This window comes from Candidatus Bathyarchaeota archaeon (assembly GCA_026014725.1).
Classification (GTDB): Archaea; Thermoproteota; Bathyarchaeia; order Bathyarchaeales; family Bathycorpusculaceae; genus Bathycorpusculum.
The window spans coordinates 287,187-303,666 of record JAOZHV010000026.1 but is presented as its reverse complement, the minus strand read 5'-3'; the positions used below and the strand labels follow the sequence as shown (position 1 = coordinate 303,666).

The window sequence follows — 16,480 nt, the reverse complement described above, 5'->3', positions numbered from 1 at the left end:
TCTCTATTTTGCAAACAAAAGGAGAATAAATCATGAACAACCAACATGCAGTAGAACTACAAAACGTCACTAAACGCTACAATGAATTAGTTGCAGTAAACAACGTTAACTTAACTATTAACACTGGGGAAATTTTTGCTTTACTTGGACCTAACGGTTCAGGAAAATCCACCACGCTAAAGATGCTCTTAGGTTTGGTTCAGCCTACTGCTGGCGAAGTCAACGTTTTAGGGATAAACGTGCAAAAAGACCCAGTTACAGTTAAGCAGCTCGTTGGTTACGTTCCTGAGTCTCCGCAGATTTACGAGTTCTTAACAGGAATCGAGTTCCTTGATTTCATTGCTGACATTTACAGTGTACCAACAGCAGAAAAGAAGCAACGCATCACCGAGTACCTCAAAGCGATGCAACTTGAAGGACGAGAAGGCGACATGATTAACAGCTACTCTGATGGCATGAAAAAGAAAATCAGCTTAATCTCCGCCTTCTTACATAAACCTAAACTCTTGCTTCTTGACGAACCGCTCAACGCTTTAGACCCTAGAAGCGCAAGAATTGTTAAAGACTTTCTCTATGAGCTAAAACTGCAAGGTGTAACAACCATAATGTCCACGCATGTTCTTGAGATTGCTCAAGCAATATGCGACCGCATAGCCATTATGTACCAAGGCGAAATCTTAGCTTTAGGCAACATGGAAGAACTCAGACAGCGGGCAAGTTTGCCAGGGTCAGCTTTGGAAGATATATTCTTGAAGTTAACTGGAACTGAAGATTTGAGAGCTGTCGTTGAGGAACTCATCAAATGAATTGGAAACACGTTATCTATCTGATGCAGGTGGAACGCAAATCAGGCAGGCTAATCAGGGGAGCAAAAACTACAAGGTACAAAGAAAACAAGTTTCTAGCGTATTGGCCTTACTGGCTTGCCTTAGTGGTAGGAATACTCGGTGGTTTGCTTTTCAATTTTATCGCAACATTAATTTACCAAAACCCAAGCGAAATCCCAGGAATAGCGCCTCTGCCTGAAACAGCATTCATGGTTTTCGTGTCTTTACCGACGCTTGTTTTAATCTTCAGTTTAGTGCTAACTTTACTCCAGCAAATCCAACTCAGCGGAATCAAAGCATCAACACAAGTTATGTATTGGTTGCCTGTAACGTGGCAGGAGCACACCTTTGCCTCCATCTTGGCTAATTTGTTTGGGTATCCTCTGGGAATAGTGATAGCTTTCTCGTCAGGAACGTTAGTGTTCTCAGCTCTAAACGGGCTGATTTTACCTGCCATTTTAACTGTACTCGCTGTCTTCGCCGCAGCCTTTATGGCTAGTGCCACAACCGAGATTCTGAGAATCCTACAAGTGCGCTTTATAGGTGCTGTTTACAAGTCAAGCGGCAGAGCAGCTGTTTGGGTACGATTTATTGGGTCTTTAATGTTCTTTTTAATCTTTTACGTTATTTACTTCTACATAACTTCTGGGTTTGGAGAGTTCTTCCAAAGCTTGTCTGCAATCCAGACGAGTGTGTGGTTTATTCCATATGCATGGCTAGCTATAATGCTTTCTTACTTGCTTAATGGTGTAGTTTTGCAGGGTTTATTGTTCGCCGGCTTATCTGCGGTGCTTATCGCAGGCTTATACTATCTTGCTGTTGCATTAAACCAAAGGTTTGGACTCTATGAACCGCCAGCAATCAGGGTTCAAAAGAGCGGCATCTACGCTCCGAAAGCGGGATTTTTAGGAAAACTCGGCTTCTCAACTGTTGAATCAGCCATAATTCATAAGGATTTAAAGGCGTTTACAAGACGCAGAGAACTGATTTCCATTTTTATTGTACCGATTATTTTCATGGTGGTGCCAATTATGCAATCAATTGGTCTAACCAACAATGGCGCACCAGCAGAAGTTGATTTTATTTTTCAGGCTATGATTTTTCTGTTTCCGCCATCAATAATGGCGATGATTGTAGGTAACATTTTAGTGGGTGAAGAAGGTCAAGCGGTGTGGAGAATTTATGCTTCGCCAGTTTCAGCTAAAAACTTGGTGAAAAGCAAATTATTTTTCTTGATGTTCTTTTCACTGATTATTTTAGTCATCGGCATTATAGTCGGGGCAATTATATTTCAACCTTCCTTGAAATTGCTAACTGTGGCTGGTGTAGAAGCGGTCTTTTTAATACCTGCTGTTGGCACGATTTCGCTTGCAATCGGCTTTAAAGGCGCTGACTTCACTGAAACACGTCGAAAACGAATGATTCGTCAAGAGTGGTCATTGATAAGCTTAATTGTTTGTACGCTTGCAGGCGGCGGGGTACTGGCACCTTTAGCACCATATATTATCTCAATGTTCGTTCCATCCTTCTTGGGGGTTTCAGCCAGCATTCTGAACCTTGCCATTTCAATTATAATCAGTGGCATCATATCAATAGTCATCACAACTATTTTCTATCGAATCAACCTTAATAGCGCAGCAGACCTTTTGAGAAAAGCCGAAATGTGATAAACCAGTATGATTTATTCCTTTTCATCATATCTTTTACGTAAAACAGACAGTAAATTTAAAAAGCAAACTAGTTAACGTTAACACGGTGACTTGCAAAATGTGCAATGAAGGAAAAGGTACAATTTTTAAGCGAAAAGATGATAGGTACCTATTGTACTTGCCTGTCCGTGTAGTTGATGACAGCATGTTTCCACTAAAATGTGAAGGTTCGATGCCTGTTAAGGTTAGTTTTTCTCCCAACGACAACAAACTTATCGTTGAGAAATGGGAAGAATAGAATTCAGCTGTCATGATATTGTTATAGATTAAAATCTATTTCAACGTTTGATTTGTGTTGATAAGCATTTAACAGCACGCAAGCTTCCTTCTTGATACAAAAAAGCGTTTAGCTATATATTCCAGTGAGTACCTAAAAAGAAACCTATCTCTTATGTAACAGCTATATACCTGAACATTTAATTAAAAACCAGACTTTAGGCAAAAAATTACCTGAAAACAGGAGCGGTACCTTGCTTAGCAAACTCTGGAACACGCTCAATGCTCTGTCATCAAAAAAAGCCTTAAAGTACACCCTCTACCTCTTCGCGGTCATTATTTTCTTCGCCATAATCCTTGTTCCACCAATAATTGGCATCCTGATAAAAGCTGGATCAATACAAAGCTTATTTGAGCAGCCTGAACTAATGAACACTGCTCTTGGCGCCATATCAAACTCCTTCACCATCGGACTAATTGTTTCCGCCTTAGACCTCATCGCTGGAATACCCTTAGCTTGGCTGATTACCCGCGGCAAATCCAAGTGGCTCAGCGTACTTGACACCTTAGCTGATATACCCTTCGCTGTGCCGACAGCCGCTTTAGGCTATTCACTGTTGCTGTTTTGGAATTCAAGCGGAGGGCTATCAGGACTTTTTGGAAGTACACTGGTTTCTCCTGGTTGGCTTTTAGTTATGCTTTTACATTTCACATTTTCATTTCCAGTAGTTGTTAGAGTTATCGTTGGTGCACTGCTTGATTATAAGATGGAATACGAGCGTGCCTCAAGAACTCTGGGTGCTCCTCCATTGAGTGCAGCGCGAACTGTAACATTTCCCATAATTAAACCCTCTTTGGTTGCAGCGTTTAGCCTTGCCTTTGCAAGGTCTTTATCCGAAACAGGCGCAACGTTCATTGTTGCAGGAGCGTTTCTTAATGGGCCAGTCTTTCTGCAAAACATCAGTAATCAATTCAGGGCTGGTACGATAAGTCAAGCTAGCTATGAAGGGGCAACAGTTTTTGCCAGTATTATATTAATCGCAGTTTCTCTGGTTATTTTTGCTTTGATTAGACTTTTAGGGCAAAGAATAAAGTTACCGTTTGGACATGGTTTGCCAGTTTTTGAAAAGAAATTGAGTTATAAAAAAGCTGCTTGGACACGCAATACTGCGACGTTGGCAGTTTTCATAATTATAGTTCTGATTCCTTCACTTTTCGTTGCGTTGCCAGCTTTCCAAGCAGTGGTCACTGGAACAACTTTGACAGATGTATTCACTGGATCAGGCATATGGACAAGTTATTGGCAAAGCATTTTTCTCTCATACGGTCTAGGAGCAGTGGTCACAGTTTTAGGAATAATACTTGGTATACCCATGGCGATATTGATTTCAAGAAGAACGTTTGGCAAGCTTCCTTCAGACATTTTGGATTCACTCATAAATATTCCAATAATTGTGCCTTCAATTGCATTGGGCGTCTCACTGCGGTTCTTCTGGCAAGGCATCCCTGGCATACCTGATTTTCTGCTGTTGGTGTTTGCACATTTGGCAATTACTTATCCGTACTTTGTCAGGTCTATGTCGGCGGCACTTGAGCGAATAAACATAGACATGGAAGAAGCAGCAAAAACTCTGGGCGCTAAACCCTTCACTGTTTTCAAAACAATTGTGCTTCCACTTAGCAAATACTCGATTCTTTCAGGTGCCATCATCGTCTTCACAAGAAGTGTAAGTGAAACAGGTGCAACATTAGCGGTGACTCCCACCTTGCAAACGGCTCCTGTGCTGGTAGTTAACTGGGTTAATTCCTTGCGCGGTGTCATCGCACCCATCGAAGGCGTTAATGCGCTTACGGTAGGTTTAGCTTGTGGCATCTTGATACTGCTGAGCTTCATTATTCTTTTAGTTTTGAGGCTCTTTACTAGAAAAGGACAGGTTTAGGATGAAAAGTAATAAAAACATCAAAAATCACTCACAAAAGAGAGAGAAGTCATGCCTGAAGTAAAAGTCGTAAACGTAACCAAAAAATATGGAAAAATCTACGCATTAGACAACGTAAGTTTAACCATTCGCGATCAAGAATACTTCTCGCTGCTGGGGCCTAGTGGTTGCGGCAAAACAACACTGCTTCGGCTAATCGCTGGGCTAATTGAGCCTGATAGTGGTGAAATTTACATAAATGGTCGAAGAGTGGATAAGGACCCACCTGAAGACCGCGACATTGGTTTTGTTTTTCAAACGTTCGCGTTATTTCCCCACATGAATGCTTGGAGCAACGTTCTCTATGGACCTAAGGTAAAGAATTATGATGAAAAACAAGCTGAAACAATTGGGCATGAAGTGCTTGAACTCGTTAAACTTAACGAACGTTTAGATGCCTATCCAAGCGAACTTAGTGGGGGTATGATGCAAAGAATTGCTGTGGCTCGTGCATTGGCTGCTGGCGCCAAGATTCTGCTTTTGGATGAACCTCTGGGGCAATTAGACGCTAAGGTACGCAACGAAATTAGGTATGATATTCGTAGAATGGCTAAAGACCTCAAGTTGACCGCAATTCATGTTACACATGACCAAGCAGAGGCAATGTCAATTTCTGATAGAATTGCAGTTATGAAGAAAGGCAAAATCGTCCAGATTGGGTCACCACAGGAACTCTATATGCACCCTAACAGTTTGTTTGTTGCTCACTTTATTGGTGAATCAAACTTTTTGGAAGGCTACATAACCAAAGCGAACGGCAAGTTCTCAGAAATAGAGTTGCGCGAGGGGTTAAAGATAATGGCTGTAAACCCAGGCATCAAGCAAGAGGAACGAGTTGTCTTGGCGATAAGACCTGAAACCTGTGATATAAAAAAAGGGCACATAAAATCAGAAAACGGCTTGTTTGGCAAAGTCACAAAAACCACATTTGAGGGAACTGTTATTCGCTATGAAATCAGGCTAGAAAACGGCGACCACTTCATCATCAACAGACCATCGCTAACCGAGACGTGGATTAACATCGGAGAAGAGGTTACAATTACATACCCTCTAGAAAAAGCGCATTTGTTCGCTTATCCTGAAGCGGGTCTAACTGAAGAAACGGCCGTCTAATGTTCAGCTTTTATCGTTTCTTCTCTATGTTTTTCATGGTTAAATTATGTATTTTTTCAATTAACTTTTTAAGCATTGTATGTTAATCCAACATTATGGGACAACCTGATTCGCTTATCGCATATAATATTTTGAAGAAGAAGATTATCGATTCTGGATTTTGCACACAATGTGGCGCTTGTGAAGCAGCATGCCCTGTTAGCGCGTTACATGTCGAAGGTGAGAGCGTAAAGCATGTGTATGATTGCTCTAAAGACATGGATTTATGTCCTATTTGCTATGAAATTTGCCCGCATTCAGAGGCTCTTTTGCTAAGAAGCCTGAGTTTTGTTTCAAAGACACCAGTTAAGAATGAGGCGTTAGGTTATTACCGTAAGGTGTTGCTGGTTCAGGCGGTTGACCCTAAAATAAGGGAATTAAGCAATGGCGGCGGAGTCGTTACTTCACTGCTTAAATATGGTATTGAAAACAAAATTTTTGATAGCGCGATTGTTTCTCAGGTTGAGCCTGAAAACCCTGCTAAACCGAGGGCTTCAGTCGCTACAGTTCCTGATGACATTCTTTCAGCGATAGGGAGCAAATTTTTCCCCTCTTCGGTTGCCAAGGCATATGGCAGTGCAGTTTATGGCTACGGAAAATCTAACATTGCCTTCGTTGGGGTTCCTTGTCATATACTAGCGCTTCGTAAACTAGAAGCATGGCAACATAAAATCAGCGGGAATCTTAAAATAAGAATCGGTTTGTTCTGTTTTGGAACGTTATCGCTCAATACGTTAGTTAATTACTTAAAAAAGAAGTATAATATCGAACCTTCAGATATCAAGCTTATACGTTTATCATCCAACTTTGTTGTGCAAACAAGTAAGGGCGAAATCCGACTTCCCATGTCTGAAGTTTCGAAGCATATATTGCCGAGTTGCCGTAAATGCACTGATTTCACTTCTGAGTTAGCTGATATATCCATTGGAAGCGCTTACCCCCTTAAGGATTGGTCAACGGTAATTATTCGCACTAAAGCTGGTGAAGATTTCTTCTACAAGGCAGTTGAAGATGGCGTAATTAACACTTGGGTCATGGAAGAAGAGCCTGTCGTCTTAGAACGAGTGATTGTTGCTGCTATGCAGAAACGAAAGGCAGGGCTTGAGAACGCTGCTGAAATGGAGAAAACTACCGGTTATCTTCCACCGCTTTTGCTCAGGGAAACGGGTGAACTTGCTCGAATAAAGATTGCCGATATAATGGGTACTAATGTGCGGACTGTGCCAGAAAACATAACTGTGAGCCAATTCTTAGGTTTGGTAGCTAAATATCACCACATAGGGTATCCCTTGGTGAATGAAAAACAAGAACCGATAGGCTGGATAACCATAGAGGAAGCTTCAAGTGTTGACAAGTCTAAGAGAAATACAACATTAGTGGGTCAAATAGCCAAGCATAAACTTGTTAGGGCATATCCAGATGAAACTGCTTTGGATATCTTCAAACGAATGAGTGAAAACGAGACAGGCAGAGTGATAGTATTCGACAGGGCTAACCCGAATAAAATTGTCGGCGTTGTAACCAAAACTGATTTGATGCATGCTTTGGCAGCTCAATCTTGATTATTGGTTATATTTATTAGGTAAACGCTCTAATAGTAACTAGAAATTTCGGTTGCTTAATTGCATGACTGAATGTAGTGTACCTGCTAAAAAATCATCTAGCCGTTTAACTATTGAATTAATACTTGTAGTAGTAGTTTGCGCAATTTTTGGGGTTCTTATTACACCATTTAGCAAGTTGTTTATTCCAAGCCTAGAAAGTGTCATCGATACCTTGCTAACGATAACTACCGATTTAATTTACCTTGTAGGCGGCGGCATACTTCTCTTTGGTGTTCTAGTAGTAACCATACGATTCATACAATGCAAACTCCAAGACCCTTACAAACCATCCTGCGTAACGCGCTTTCTTTCAGGATACTTAACCTTGGCACTAGAATTTTTTATTGGAGCAGAAATCATAAAAACCGTTGTTGTTAGAACTTATGAAGAATTCACACTGCTGATCTTGGTTATCATCAGCCGAGGCCTCTTCAGCTTGATACTTTACTTGGAAAGAAGATGGCACGGGGCAGCAGAAACAGAGTAACGCTTTTCCAAGTTACTCTTTAATTTACTTGTTATGAGGATTTTCACTTTTTTAGTTATTAATATTTAAATTCAAGTGCCATATTTTATAGAGAACCAGCTCGGGGTAGTATGGGAGATAATAGTGTAATACGTGAGGGCATTGTCGCCGATGAAAATGGCTTCGTCGGTTTGTTGCAAGACAATTATTTAGCATTTATAGGAAATGATGGGCTTTTGTACAGTTTTACTGTAGATAAGCTTAAATGCGTTCATAACATCGCTTTTAGCTATGACAAATGTAAATTTGGCAACTCAGCTAAAATATCCATACAACCAAATGGAGAAGAAAACGCATGATTGAAGAAGCCGCCATTGCGTTCATACTGATATTCATATCAACGTTCGCAATTTACATTTTAGGTAAGCGGTCAGCACCCAAAACCGTTATAAACGAAAACGAGCAAGCATCGTACGCGTGTGGCGAAAAAGTGTCGTTTAGTGGACTTAAAGTAAACGTTTCGCTGTACAAGTACCTGATTTACTTTGTAATCTTCGATTCTTCAGTGCTGTTGCTGGCATTTGCTTCTTTCTCGATAGCGAGTGCAAATCCGCTTCTATTAGTTCTCTACCTTGGCATACTTTTAGCTGCTGGGTTAGTTCTCTTAGAAGGAGGAAAAGAAAAATGACTAGCACTGTAACGTGGGCACGAGTAAAATCGCCTTGGGTGTTACACTTTAACTCAGGAGCCTGCAACGGATGCGACATAGAAATCGTGGCGCTACTCACTCCAAAATATGACGTTGAACGCTTCGGCGTAAAACTTGAGCCCTCACCGAGACATGCAGATGTTTTGCTGGTCACTGGCGGTGTCACAAAACAATGTGCAGAAAGACTCAAACGAATCTACGACCAAATGCCGCAACCAAAATTTGTCGTAGCCATCGGAGCCTGCGCCTGCAGCGGCGGAGTCTTCGCTGGATGCTACAACGTACTCGGAGGAGTAGACAAAGTCATACCAGTTACCGCTTACATACCTGGATGCCCACCGCGTCCAGAAGCAATCATGGATGGCGTAGTTAAGCTTCTAAACGCTCTGAACCCGCCTAAACCAAAGAAACAGCCAAAGACGGAAAAACAAGTTGAACAGCCAAAAAAAGCGGAGAAGCCACAAGAAGAAAAACTAAAAGTTGAGGAGACCCAGACAAGTGTCAAGCAGTAACATAGACATACTCAGTGTAGTTCAATCTAAACTTAAAAAGAAAGTACAGATTGAAGCAGGGCTACTCAGCACAGGCACAATAATTGCCAACAACGGCTTGCACCGAGACGTTATGCAAGCAATGGTTGACGCAGATGAAAAAACAGCTATAACAGCAATAACTGGCCTAGACCTAGGCGCGAACCTAGGCATCTACTACCACATACGCACCACAAACGCTTTTGTAACAGTAAAAGCCGAAGTGCCTAAAGAAAAACCCAACATTCAAACCGTAACTGACATACTTCTAGGTGCAGTTTTTCATGAAATGGAAGTGTCTGACTTATTGGGGGCGGTTTTCGAGGGGCATCCCTGCCCTGGACGGCTAGTCTTGACAGATAATTGGCCAAAAGGTGTTTACCCGCTGAGAAAGGATGTTGATGCTGGTGCAGTACAGTTAGACCCGTCGCCTCCAGAAGAGGTTAAGCTGGAAGAGGGCGAAAAACTTGTCAAGATCATTATCGGTCCACAGCACCCTGCCCTTTTGGAGCCAGAAAAATTCGCCGTAACCGTTGACGGAGAAACAGTGACTAAAGTTGAGCCAAGAATTGGTTACGTGCACCGTGGCATAGAGAAAGCCTCTGAATCACGCACTTACCTGCAAGATGTGTACTTGGTCGAGCGCATTTGCGGTATCTGCAACAGTATCCATGCTTGCAGCTTCGTTGAAACAGTTGAAAAAATACTAAAAACTGAAGTCCCGCCAAGAGCCAAGTATCTTCGCGTGATTGCTTTGGAACTCAACAGGCTACACAGCCACTTGCTAACCTTGGGGCACGCAGGTTTAGAAATCGGTTACGAAACGCTCTTCCAGTATTTCTGGCGTGACCGCGAACCAATCATGGACTTAATCGAGTTAACCAGCGGCAACCGTGTTTACTCCTCACTTATGACTGTAGGCGGTGTAAGACGAGACTTGAAAGAAAGCGATATCCCAAAAATCAAGGCAACCTTAGCTGATTTGAGAAAGAAAGTGCCGTTTTACAGGCAAGTTTACGAGGATGAGCCGTCAATTAAGATGCGTATGCAAAACGTTGGTGTCCTCAAACGGGAAGACGCAATAAAGCTCTCGGTTGTGGGTCCAGTGGCACGAGGTTCAGGGTATGATATTGATGTGCGTAAGGATGAGCCTTACGAGGCGTATGGTGAAATTCCGTTTAAAGAAATAGTTTACACTGCTGGCGATACGTGGGCAAGAATGAATGTCCGCATGGATGAGGTTGAAGAAAGCATCAACATCATCGAGTACGCAATTGACAATTTGCCCGCTGGTCCCTTCCGTGTTAAAGCGCCCCGTGTTGTGCCTCCTGGCGAAGCGGTGAACCGTGTTGAAGCTCCAAGAGGCGAACTCTTCTATTACGTTAAAAGTAACGGTACAGCCATGCCTGAACGTGTTAAAGTTCGCACGCCAACGTTCGCTAACATTCCAGCATTCCTTAAAACAGCTATAGGTGAGAGCATAGCTGATGTTCCAGCGAACTTTGTCAGCTTAGACCCATGCTTCTCATGCACAGACAGGTGACCTATGAGTGATTGACTTTATGCTTATCTTCCGCATTCTGGTCTTTCCCGGCTTTAGCTTCATACTGCTCTTAACGCTTTTCGCTGATTGGGTTGAGAGAAAAATAGAAGCCCGCATACAAAACCGTGTTGGGCCAATGGTTGCGGGTCCTCATGGCATCCTTCAGCCGCTTGCCGACTTCATCAAGCTGTTGACGAAAGAGGATATTGAGCCAAGAGACGCTAAAAAGTACATTTTCAGGTTTGCGCCTTTAGTGGCTTTCACGATTATGGTTTTTGCAATGTGCTTTTTGCCTATTGATGGCGCAAGCGTGCTCTCTGTAAGCGGTTTCCCCGGCGATTTGGTTGTGATTTTAGCATTTGTTACCATTGCAAACTTTTTGTTGTTCCTCTCTGGATGGGCATCGTCTAACCCTTACGGCGCTATCGGCTCAGCGAGAGTGTTGACCCAGTTTCTTGGATACGATATTCCGCTTTTCTTGTTAGCCTTGACACCCGCTTTCATCGCTGGCAGTTTAAGCATTGCGCAGATAGCTGCAGTTCAAGCAACTCAGTTGCTTCCTTTCATTATTTTAGCACCGTGGGCTTTCGTATTATTTGTAATCACTTTGCAGGCTGAATTGGAAAAAGACCCGTTTGACATCCCGCATGCTGAAAGCGAGGTAGTCGGCGGATTAGAAACTGAATACACTGGCGGCAAATTAGCCTTCCTGCACCTGACACGGGATGTGCAGATTGTTTTTGGCGCGGCTTTGGTGACTCAATTGTTCTTGGGTGGTCCTTACGGTCCTGTGTTCTTTGGTGCTCCTTGGTTCTGGTATACACTTTGGTTTGTGCTCAAGGTTTTGGCAGTGATAGTGATTAGCGAGTATATCACATGTGTTTTTGCACGTTTACGCATTGACCAAGTTTTGTCTGCCAACTGGAAGTTTCTTTTACCAGCGGCGGTGTTGTCGCTATTATTAACGGTTGCAATGGTTAAATGGGTTTATCCTATGGTGGTGTAAAAGATGGCGAAAAAATCACATATCTCTCCGATGCTTAAAAGGGCTGTATCACACATCTTTACTAAGCCAGCGACAACTAAGTACCCGTTCGAGAAGCCTACCTTGCCTGATGACTTTCGAGGGCAACAGGTATTTGACATAACTCTTTGCGTTAGTTGCGGTCTGTGTAGTCGCGATTGTCCCGCTAAAGCCATAGAGATGGTTGAGGTTAACGGAAAAAGGCGACCTCAATTCAAGCTTGACCAATGTATCTTCTGCTATCAGTGCGCAGAAAGTTGCCCGAGAAACGCAATTAAGAGCTCTGTTTTTTATGAGTTAGCCACAACTGATAAATCTTCATTAGTCATAAAGCCTCAAGCAAGCATGCAAAAGAGTGAAGGACAATGATATTGGAGATACTTGCAGTAGGCATGATTGTTTCCGCTTGTCTTGCCCTGTTTCTCGATGAGGCCGTTTACTCCGTTGCCGCTCTAGCTGGAACATTCTTCTGCGTAGCTTTTGTTTACCTCTTAAACGGGGCTATTTATGTCGCCATTTTCCAGTTTGCTGTAGGCGTGGGAACATTAGCCATCTTGTTCTTGTCAGGTGAAATGTTGAGTGATAAGCCTACAAAGAAAACCTCGCCTAAAAGTTTCGCAGCATTAATAGGTGCAAGTATTGTTTTATCTTTGCCCGCCATTTTCTTTTCAGTTTCCAGTCCCAGCACGGCAACAACTGCTGGTGTTTCTTTTGGTGAAGCACTGTGGAATCTGAGAGCTTTTGATGTTGCTCTGCAAGGTTTAGTCATTTTGATTGTGGCATCAGGCATAGCCATTGTCCTGTATGAAAAGAAGGGGAAGAAATAATGGATTTCGTCATTGTTTCACTTATCATGCTATTCATTGGAATTTACGGTTTGCTTACGAAGCGGCACCTGCTGAAAGTATTCATATCAGTGGAGCTAATAGCCACAGGTGCCACGTTGAATTTTATTACACTTGCTTCCGCTATGGGCAAGGAACTGGGTGAAGCGTTTTTGATTTTAGCGTTTTCAACTGACACTGCCATAAGTGCAGTCATTTTAGGATTGCTTGTTATCGTATCTAAAAGGTTCGGAACAAGCGATATCAGTGAAATACTGAGCAAGCAAGATGAAAGTGAAAGCGAGGTTGAAATTTAATGCTGCTTGACGATATCGCTTCATGGCTTGTTTGGGTTCTACCGCTCGTTTCTTGCCTATTTGTACCTTTAATTGCAAAGATTAGCGATAAAGCGAGAGACTACTTTGTAGTTGCAGTTTCAACTATAACTGTAGGCTTGGCCTTGTCACTGGTGCCTGGCGTGTTTTCCGGCGGCGGTGTCGCCACAGGCACGTCAGTGACTTGGTTTGAAAGCATTAGTGCAGGCGTATTTATTGATCCTCTGAGTGTGTTATTTACAACTCTGGTTGCTTTCTTTGGGTTAATAATCACTATCTACTCCTTAGGCTACATGAAGGGCGAGGAAGGCTTAACACGGTACTACTTCTTAATGTTACTTTTCATTGGCTCCATGATTGGTCTGGTTATTTCAGACAACATGCTTCAGATGTTTATTTTCTGGGAAATGGTCGGCTTATGCTCTTTCTCTCTAATCTCTTTCTGGTACAAACGGCCTGAATCTATCCGAGCAGGCGTCAAAGTTTTCATAATGACTCGCATTGGCGATGTCGCTCTATTGGGCGCAATAGCGCTTTTCTATGCAAGCTTAGGCACGTTTAGCTTTAGAGAAATAATTGCAAACATAGGAAATGTGCCGATTCCCACTTTGACAATTATTGCATTCTTAACTCTTGGCGGTGCAATAGCAAAATCAGCCCAGCTCCCTATGCATACTTGGCTCTACAGCGCTATGGAGGCACCCACTTCAGTTAGCGCGCTCTTGCATGCGGCTACAATGGTTAAGGCAGGTGTCTACCTTATTGCACGATTCATCCTAATCATTGGTCCGTTAGCTGTTTTGCTTCCTTACTGGTTGCCTACGGTAGCTTGGATAGGCGTTTTAACAGCGGTTGTAGGTGCCACATTAGCGTTGCATACTACTGACATAAAGGGAGTTCTCGCTTACTCCACAATCAGCCAACTTGGCTTCATGATGGCGGCGCTGGGCACTGCAACATCAGCCGAAGCGACAGGCTGGTTTGGAAGTCTATTCCACATGATAAGCCACGCTTTCTTTGAAGGTTTAGGATTCTTGCTTGCAGGAGGCATCATACACGCGCTGGGTACTCGTGACATGCGTTTGATGGGTGGCTTAAAGAAAGCTATGCCAATCACTTTTGGTTTATCTGTGCTTATGGTTATTACAACCAGTGGTTTGCCTCCTTTCGCGGCTTTCTTTAGTAAAGGCTTAATCATTGAAAGTGTAATGACTTCAGGTAGCCTACTACAAACTATTCTGATATTTGCAACAACAGCAATTACGTTTGCTTACAGTCTCAGGTTCCTTAGTTTAGTGTTTATGGGAAAAGAATCTGAGTATCTAACCAAGCAACATCCTCATGAAGCGCCAAAAATTATGCTGTACCCAGCCATGATTCTAGGTGTCTTATGTGTGATTTGGGGTTTAGCTGAGCCGCTAGTTGCCAGCTTTATGCATTTTGAGCTGGAAACTACTCTTGTAGGTGCTTTTTTGAATTTGGAGACGCTGATTTTCTTTGCACTTTTAGTGCCAACTGGCTTAATTATATATTTAACTTACTTTAAGAATAATCAAACTATGAGGGGCATAGGCAGCAGCAAAAATCCAATATCGTCACTTCTAAGCCATGGCTACTTCTTCGACGACTTCTACGGTGCAGTAGCAAGGGGTATATCCAAATTCTCAAGTGCTCTCGGGCGCTTTGAAGATACTATCAACCTCTTCCCACAAAACTTAGCCAGTGGCGTAATGCGCTTTGCAGGCGGAGTCCACACTTACTTTGATGTGCTGGTTGATCAATTCTTAAATGTCGTAGCAAACAGGTCCCTGAAAGGTGCAACAGGAATCCAGAAATTCGACGTTTTACTGGATAAATTCTTAAGCGCACTGGGAAATAAAACGCTCAGCGGCGCCAAACAAATAAAGAAAACCCCCTCTACATCGCTTCAGCACTACATTGCTGCGGCAGTGATAGGTTTCATCTTAATCGTGATATTGATAATATTAACCTTAGGAGTGTAAAAAAAATGCCATTCGCTCTACTTGCAATATTCGCTATCCCCACGCTGAGTGTACCATTCGTTTACTTAGCTGGAAAAAAATCCCCTAAAGCCGCGGCGCTTTTTGTTGCAGCAATAGCGCTGGTTAATTTAGCCCTAATTTTATCCACTGTTCCCACGGTTCTCAACGACCCAACGCATCATTACATCGAAACCTACGCATGGATTCCCATTATTAACGCTTCATTTACGTTATTTGTTGACGGAATCAGTGCTTCTATAGCTATCATAAGCCTTGCGTTAATATTCGCAGCTTCGATTTTCTCAATAAATTATATGGCTGGAAAAAAGAATCTGCCTGCTTATTATGCTCTGTTATGCTTGCTGTCTGTTGGTCTTGTCGGAGTCTTCATTACATCTGACCTTTTGCTGTTTTATTTCTGTTGGGAGCTAATGCTTGTTCCAGCTTACTTCATCGTGGGCAGTTGGGGCTATAGAGACTCGTACAAGGCGGCCTTCAAGCTGTTCATATTCACACATGCTGGAGCCGTGTTCGTACTGTTAGGCATAGGCGCAATGTACATGGTTACAGGCTACACTGACATGTTCCAAGTTCAAGCAGCATTGATGAATGCCAGCACAGATATTGTACGTTGGATTCTCATAGCATTAACCGCTGGGTTCGCAGTAAAAATGGCAATTGTTCCTGTTCACATGTGGCTACCTGACGCGCACTCGGAAGCACCCGCCACCATGTCTGCGCTCCTTAGTGGAGTTATCATTAGCGCTGGAGCTTATGCAATTTTGCGTTTATCTTTAGGCGTGGTTTTCCCTTCAGTAGGTGAAGCGTTTGGCGTTAACTTCCTGCATGGTTTAGCAGTCTTTGGCATAATCTCTGCGTTCTTCGGCTCCTTGATAGCACTGGTGGAAACTGATATCAAACGGTTAATTGCTTACTCAAGCATTGCCCATATGGGTTACATAATGTTTGGGCTCTCGCTGTTTCCAACATCTATATTGGCGGGGTCAGCGGTAATTTTAGCATCAGCAACAGCGATAACGGGAACAGTGCTTCACATTATCAGTCATGCGGTTAGCAAAGGGTTGTTCTTCCTTTCGGCAGGAGCGGTTATGCACCAGACTGAAAAACGAGACATTCGCGAGATGGGTGGATTAGCGGGTAAAATGCCGTTTACAGCTGTCTCGGGTATAACTGCTGCTTTGAGTATTGCTGGAGCGCCTCCCTTTGCGTGCTTCATCAGTGAGTTCCTGATATTCGTTGGTGCATTTGAGATAATTAGCGTTGATAGTTTTTACCTGTTCCCAACCGCCTTTATGCTTATAGCAACGGTGTTCTCGTTGGCTTACACGTTGCGGTTCAGTTCAAAAGTTTTCTTAGGTCAATATAAGGACCAGAACGGCGGAGAAAAGGAGCATAAACTTGTGGATGTTCCAAACTACATGAAATTCGCCTTAGGTGTACTTGTAATCTTAGTGATTCTGGTTGGGGTGTACCCGACATTCTTCATTCAATTGATTCAGACGGTGCAATTTGGAGTATTCGGTTAGATAAACGGTGAA

Annotated in this window: 17 protein-coding genes; all 17 read left to right on the top strand. The window is 42.8% G+C overall.

Annotated elements, in window-relative coordinates:
* The first annotated feature begins 32 nt into the window (after window positions 1-32).
* The 17 genes from NWE95_05670 to NWE95_05590 all read left to right on the top strand — a co-directional run bounded on the left by NWE95_05670 (window position 33) and on the right by NWE95_05590 (window position 16,468).
* Window positions 33-806: an ABC transporter ATP-binding protein gene (locus tag NWE95_05670; protein ID MCW4003384.1), complete on the top strand. Its 774-nt coding sequence runs from the start codon at window positions 33-35 to the stop codon at window positions 804-806.
* Window positions 803-2,494: a hypothetical protein gene (locus tag NWE95_05665; protein MCW4003383.1), complete on the top strand. Its 1,692-nt coding sequence runs from the start codon at window positions 803-805 to the stop codon at window positions 2,492-2,494. The genes NWE95_05670 and NWE95_05665 overlap by 4 nt, the downstream gene beginning before the upstream one ends.
* A gap of 100 nt (window positions 2,495-2,594) precedes the next feature.
* Window positions 2,595-2,774, top strand: a complete 180-nt coding sequence (locus NWE95_05660; protein MCW4003382.1) for a hypothetical protein — start codon at window positions 2,595-2,597, stop codon at window positions 2,772-2,774.
* A 232-nt stretch (window positions 2,775-3,006) separates the two neighbouring features.
* Complete coding sequence (locus NWE95_05655; GenBank protein ID MCW4003381.1) at window positions 3,007-4,692, top strand: ABC transporter permease subunit; 1,686 nt, start codon at window positions 3,007-3,009, stop codon at window positions 4,690-4,692.
* A gap of 51 nt (window positions 4,693-4,743) precedes the next feature.
* Complete coding sequence (locus tag NWE95_05650) at window positions 4,744-5,844, top strand: ABC transporter ATP-binding protein (GenBank protein ID MCW4003380.1); 1,101 nt, start codon at window positions 4,744-4,746, stop codon at window positions 5,842-5,844.
* Window positions 5,845-5,939: 95 nt separating this feature from the next.
* Window positions 5,940-7,445, top strand: a complete 1,506-nt coding sequence (locus NWE95_05645; GenBank protein MCW4003379.1) for a Coenzyme F420 hydrogenase/dehydrogenase, beta subunit C-terminal domain — start codon at window positions 5,940-5,942, stop codon at window positions 7,443-7,445.
* A gap of 64 nt (window positions 7,446-7,509) precedes the next feature.
* A complete protein-coding gene (locus NWE95_05640; protein ID MCW4003378.1) occupies window positions 7,510-7,974 on the top strand; it encodes a DUF1622 domain-containing protein in 465 nt (154 codons plus the stop codon).
* Between the two features lie 110 nt (window positions 7,975-8,084).
* On the top strand, window positions 8,085-8,312 hold the full coding sequence (locus tag NWE95_05635) for a hypothetical protein (protein MCW4003377.1): 228 nt from the start codon (window positions 8,085-8,087) through the stop codon (window positions 8,310-8,312).
* Entirely contained in the window at window positions 8,309-8,641 is a 333-nt protein-coding gene (gene ndhC / locus NWE95_05630) for an NADH-quinone oxidoreductase subunit A (protein ID MCW4003376.1), read from the top strand. The genes NWE95_05635 and ndhC overlap by 4 nt, the downstream gene beginning before the upstream one ends.
* The gene (locus NWE95_05625; GenBank protein ID MCW4003375.1) at window positions 8,638-9,174 is read left to right on the top strand and encodes an NADH-quinone oxidoreductase subunit B family protein; all 537 of its coding nucleotides are present in this window, start codon (window positions 8,638-8,640) and stop codon (window positions 9,172-9,174) included. The genes ndhC and NWE95_05625 overlap by 4 nt, the downstream gene beginning before the upstream one ends.
* Window positions 9,161-10,735: an NADH-quinone oxidoreductase subunit C gene (locus tag NWE95_05620; protein ID MCW4003374.1), complete on the top strand. Its 1,575-nt coding sequence runs from the start codon at window positions 9,161-9,163 to the stop codon at window positions 10,733-10,735. Before NWE95_05625 ends, NWE95_05620 begins: the two co-directional genes overlap by 14 nt.
* Before the next feature lie 7 nt (window positions 10,736-10,742).
* A complete protein-coding gene (locus NWE95_05615; GenBank protein MCW4003373.1) occupies window positions 10,743-11,741 on the top strand; it encodes an NADH-quinone oxidoreductase subunit H in 999 nt (332 codons plus the stop codon).
* A gap of 3 nt (window positions 11,742-11,744) precedes the next feature.
* Window positions 11,745-12,128: a 4Fe-4S binding protein gene (locus NWE95_05610; GenBank protein MCW4003372.1), complete on the top strand. Its 384-nt coding sequence runs from the start codon at window positions 11,745-11,747 to the stop codon at window positions 12,126-12,128.
* Window positions 12,125-12,586, top strand: a complete 462-nt coding sequence (locus NWE95_05605) for an NADH-quinone oxidoreductase subunit J (protein MCW4003371.1) — start codon at window positions 12,125-12,127, stop codon at window positions 12,584-12,586. The genes NWE95_05610 and NWE95_05605 overlap by 4 nt, the downstream gene beginning before the upstream one ends.
* Entirely contained in the window at window positions 12,586-12,900 is a 315-nt protein-coding gene (locus NWE95_05600; protein ID MCW4003370.1) for an NADH-quinone oxidoreductase subunit K, read from the top strand. Before NWE95_05605 ends, NWE95_05600 begins: the two co-directional genes overlap by 1 nt.
* Complete coding sequence (locus tag NWE95_05595) at window positions 12,900-14,921, top strand: NADH-quinone oxidoreductase subunit L (protein ID MCW4003369.1); 2,022 nt, start codon at window positions 12,900-12,902, stop codon at window positions 14,919-14,921. The genes NWE95_05600 and NWE95_05595 overlap by 1 nt, the downstream gene beginning before the upstream one ends.
* Window positions 14,922-14,926: 5 nt before the next feature.
* The gene (locus NWE95_05590; GenBank protein ID MCW4003368.1) at window positions 14,927-16,468 is read left to right on the top strand and encodes an NADH-quinone oxidoreductase subunit M; all 1,542 of its coding nucleotides are present in this window, start codon (window positions 14,927-14,929) and stop codon (window positions 16,466-16,468) included.
* Window positions 16,469-16,480: the final 12 nt, after the last annotated feature.

Coding starts and splice junctions, on each gene's coding strand:
- NWE95_05640 (MCW4003378.1), top strand. CDS start 7,510: ATGACTGAATGTAGTGTACCTGCTAAAAAATCATCTAGCCGTTTAACT.
- NWE95_05645 (MCW4003379.1), top strand. CDS start 5,940: ATGGGACAACCTGATTCGCTTATCGCATATAATATTTTGAAGAAGAAG.
- NWE95_05605 (MCW4003371.1), top strand. CDS start 12,125: ATGATATTGGAGATACTTGCAGTAGGCATGATTGTTTCCGCTTGTCTT.
- NWE95_05590 (MCW4003368.1), top strand. CDS start 14,927: ATGCCATTCGCTCTACTTGCAATATTCGCTATCCCCACGCTGAGTGTA.
- NWE95_05610 (MCW4003372.1), top strand. CDS start 11,745: ATGGCGAAAAAATCACATATCTCTCCGATGCTTAAAAGGGCTGTATCA.
- NWE95_05635 (MCW4003377.1), top strand. CDS start 8,085: ATGGGAGATAATAGTGTAATACGTGAGGGCATTGTCGCCGATGAAAAT.
- NWE95_05650 (MCW4003380.1), top strand. CDS start 4,744: ATGCCTGAAGTAAAAGTCGTAAACGTAACCAAAAAATATGGAAAAATC.
- NWE95_05625 (MCW4003375.1), top strand. CDS start 8,638: ATGACTAGCACTGTAACGTGGGCACGAGTAAAATCGCCTTGGGTGTTA.
- NWE95_05665 (MCW4003383.1), top strand. CDS start 803: ATGAATTGGAAACACGTTATCTATCTGATGCAGGTGGAACGCAAATCA.
- NWE95_05670 (MCW4003384.1), top strand. CDS start 33: ATGAACAACCAACATGCAGTAGAACTACAAAACGTCACTAAACGCTAC.
- ndhC (MCW4003376.1), top strand. CDS start 8,309: ATGATTGAAGAAGCCGCCATTGCGTTCATACTGATATTCATATCAACG.
- NWE95_05600 (MCW4003370.1), top strand. CDS start 12,586: ATGGATTTCGTCATTGTTTCACTTATCATGCTATTCATTGGAATTTAC.
- NWE95_05660 (MCW4003382.1), top strand. CDS start 2,595: ATGTGCAATGAAGGAAAAGGTACAATTTTTAAGCGAAAAGATGATAGG.
- NWE95_05595 (MCW4003369.1), top strand. CDS start 12,900: ATGCTGCTTGACGATATCGCTTCATGGCTTGTTTGGGTTCTACCGCTC.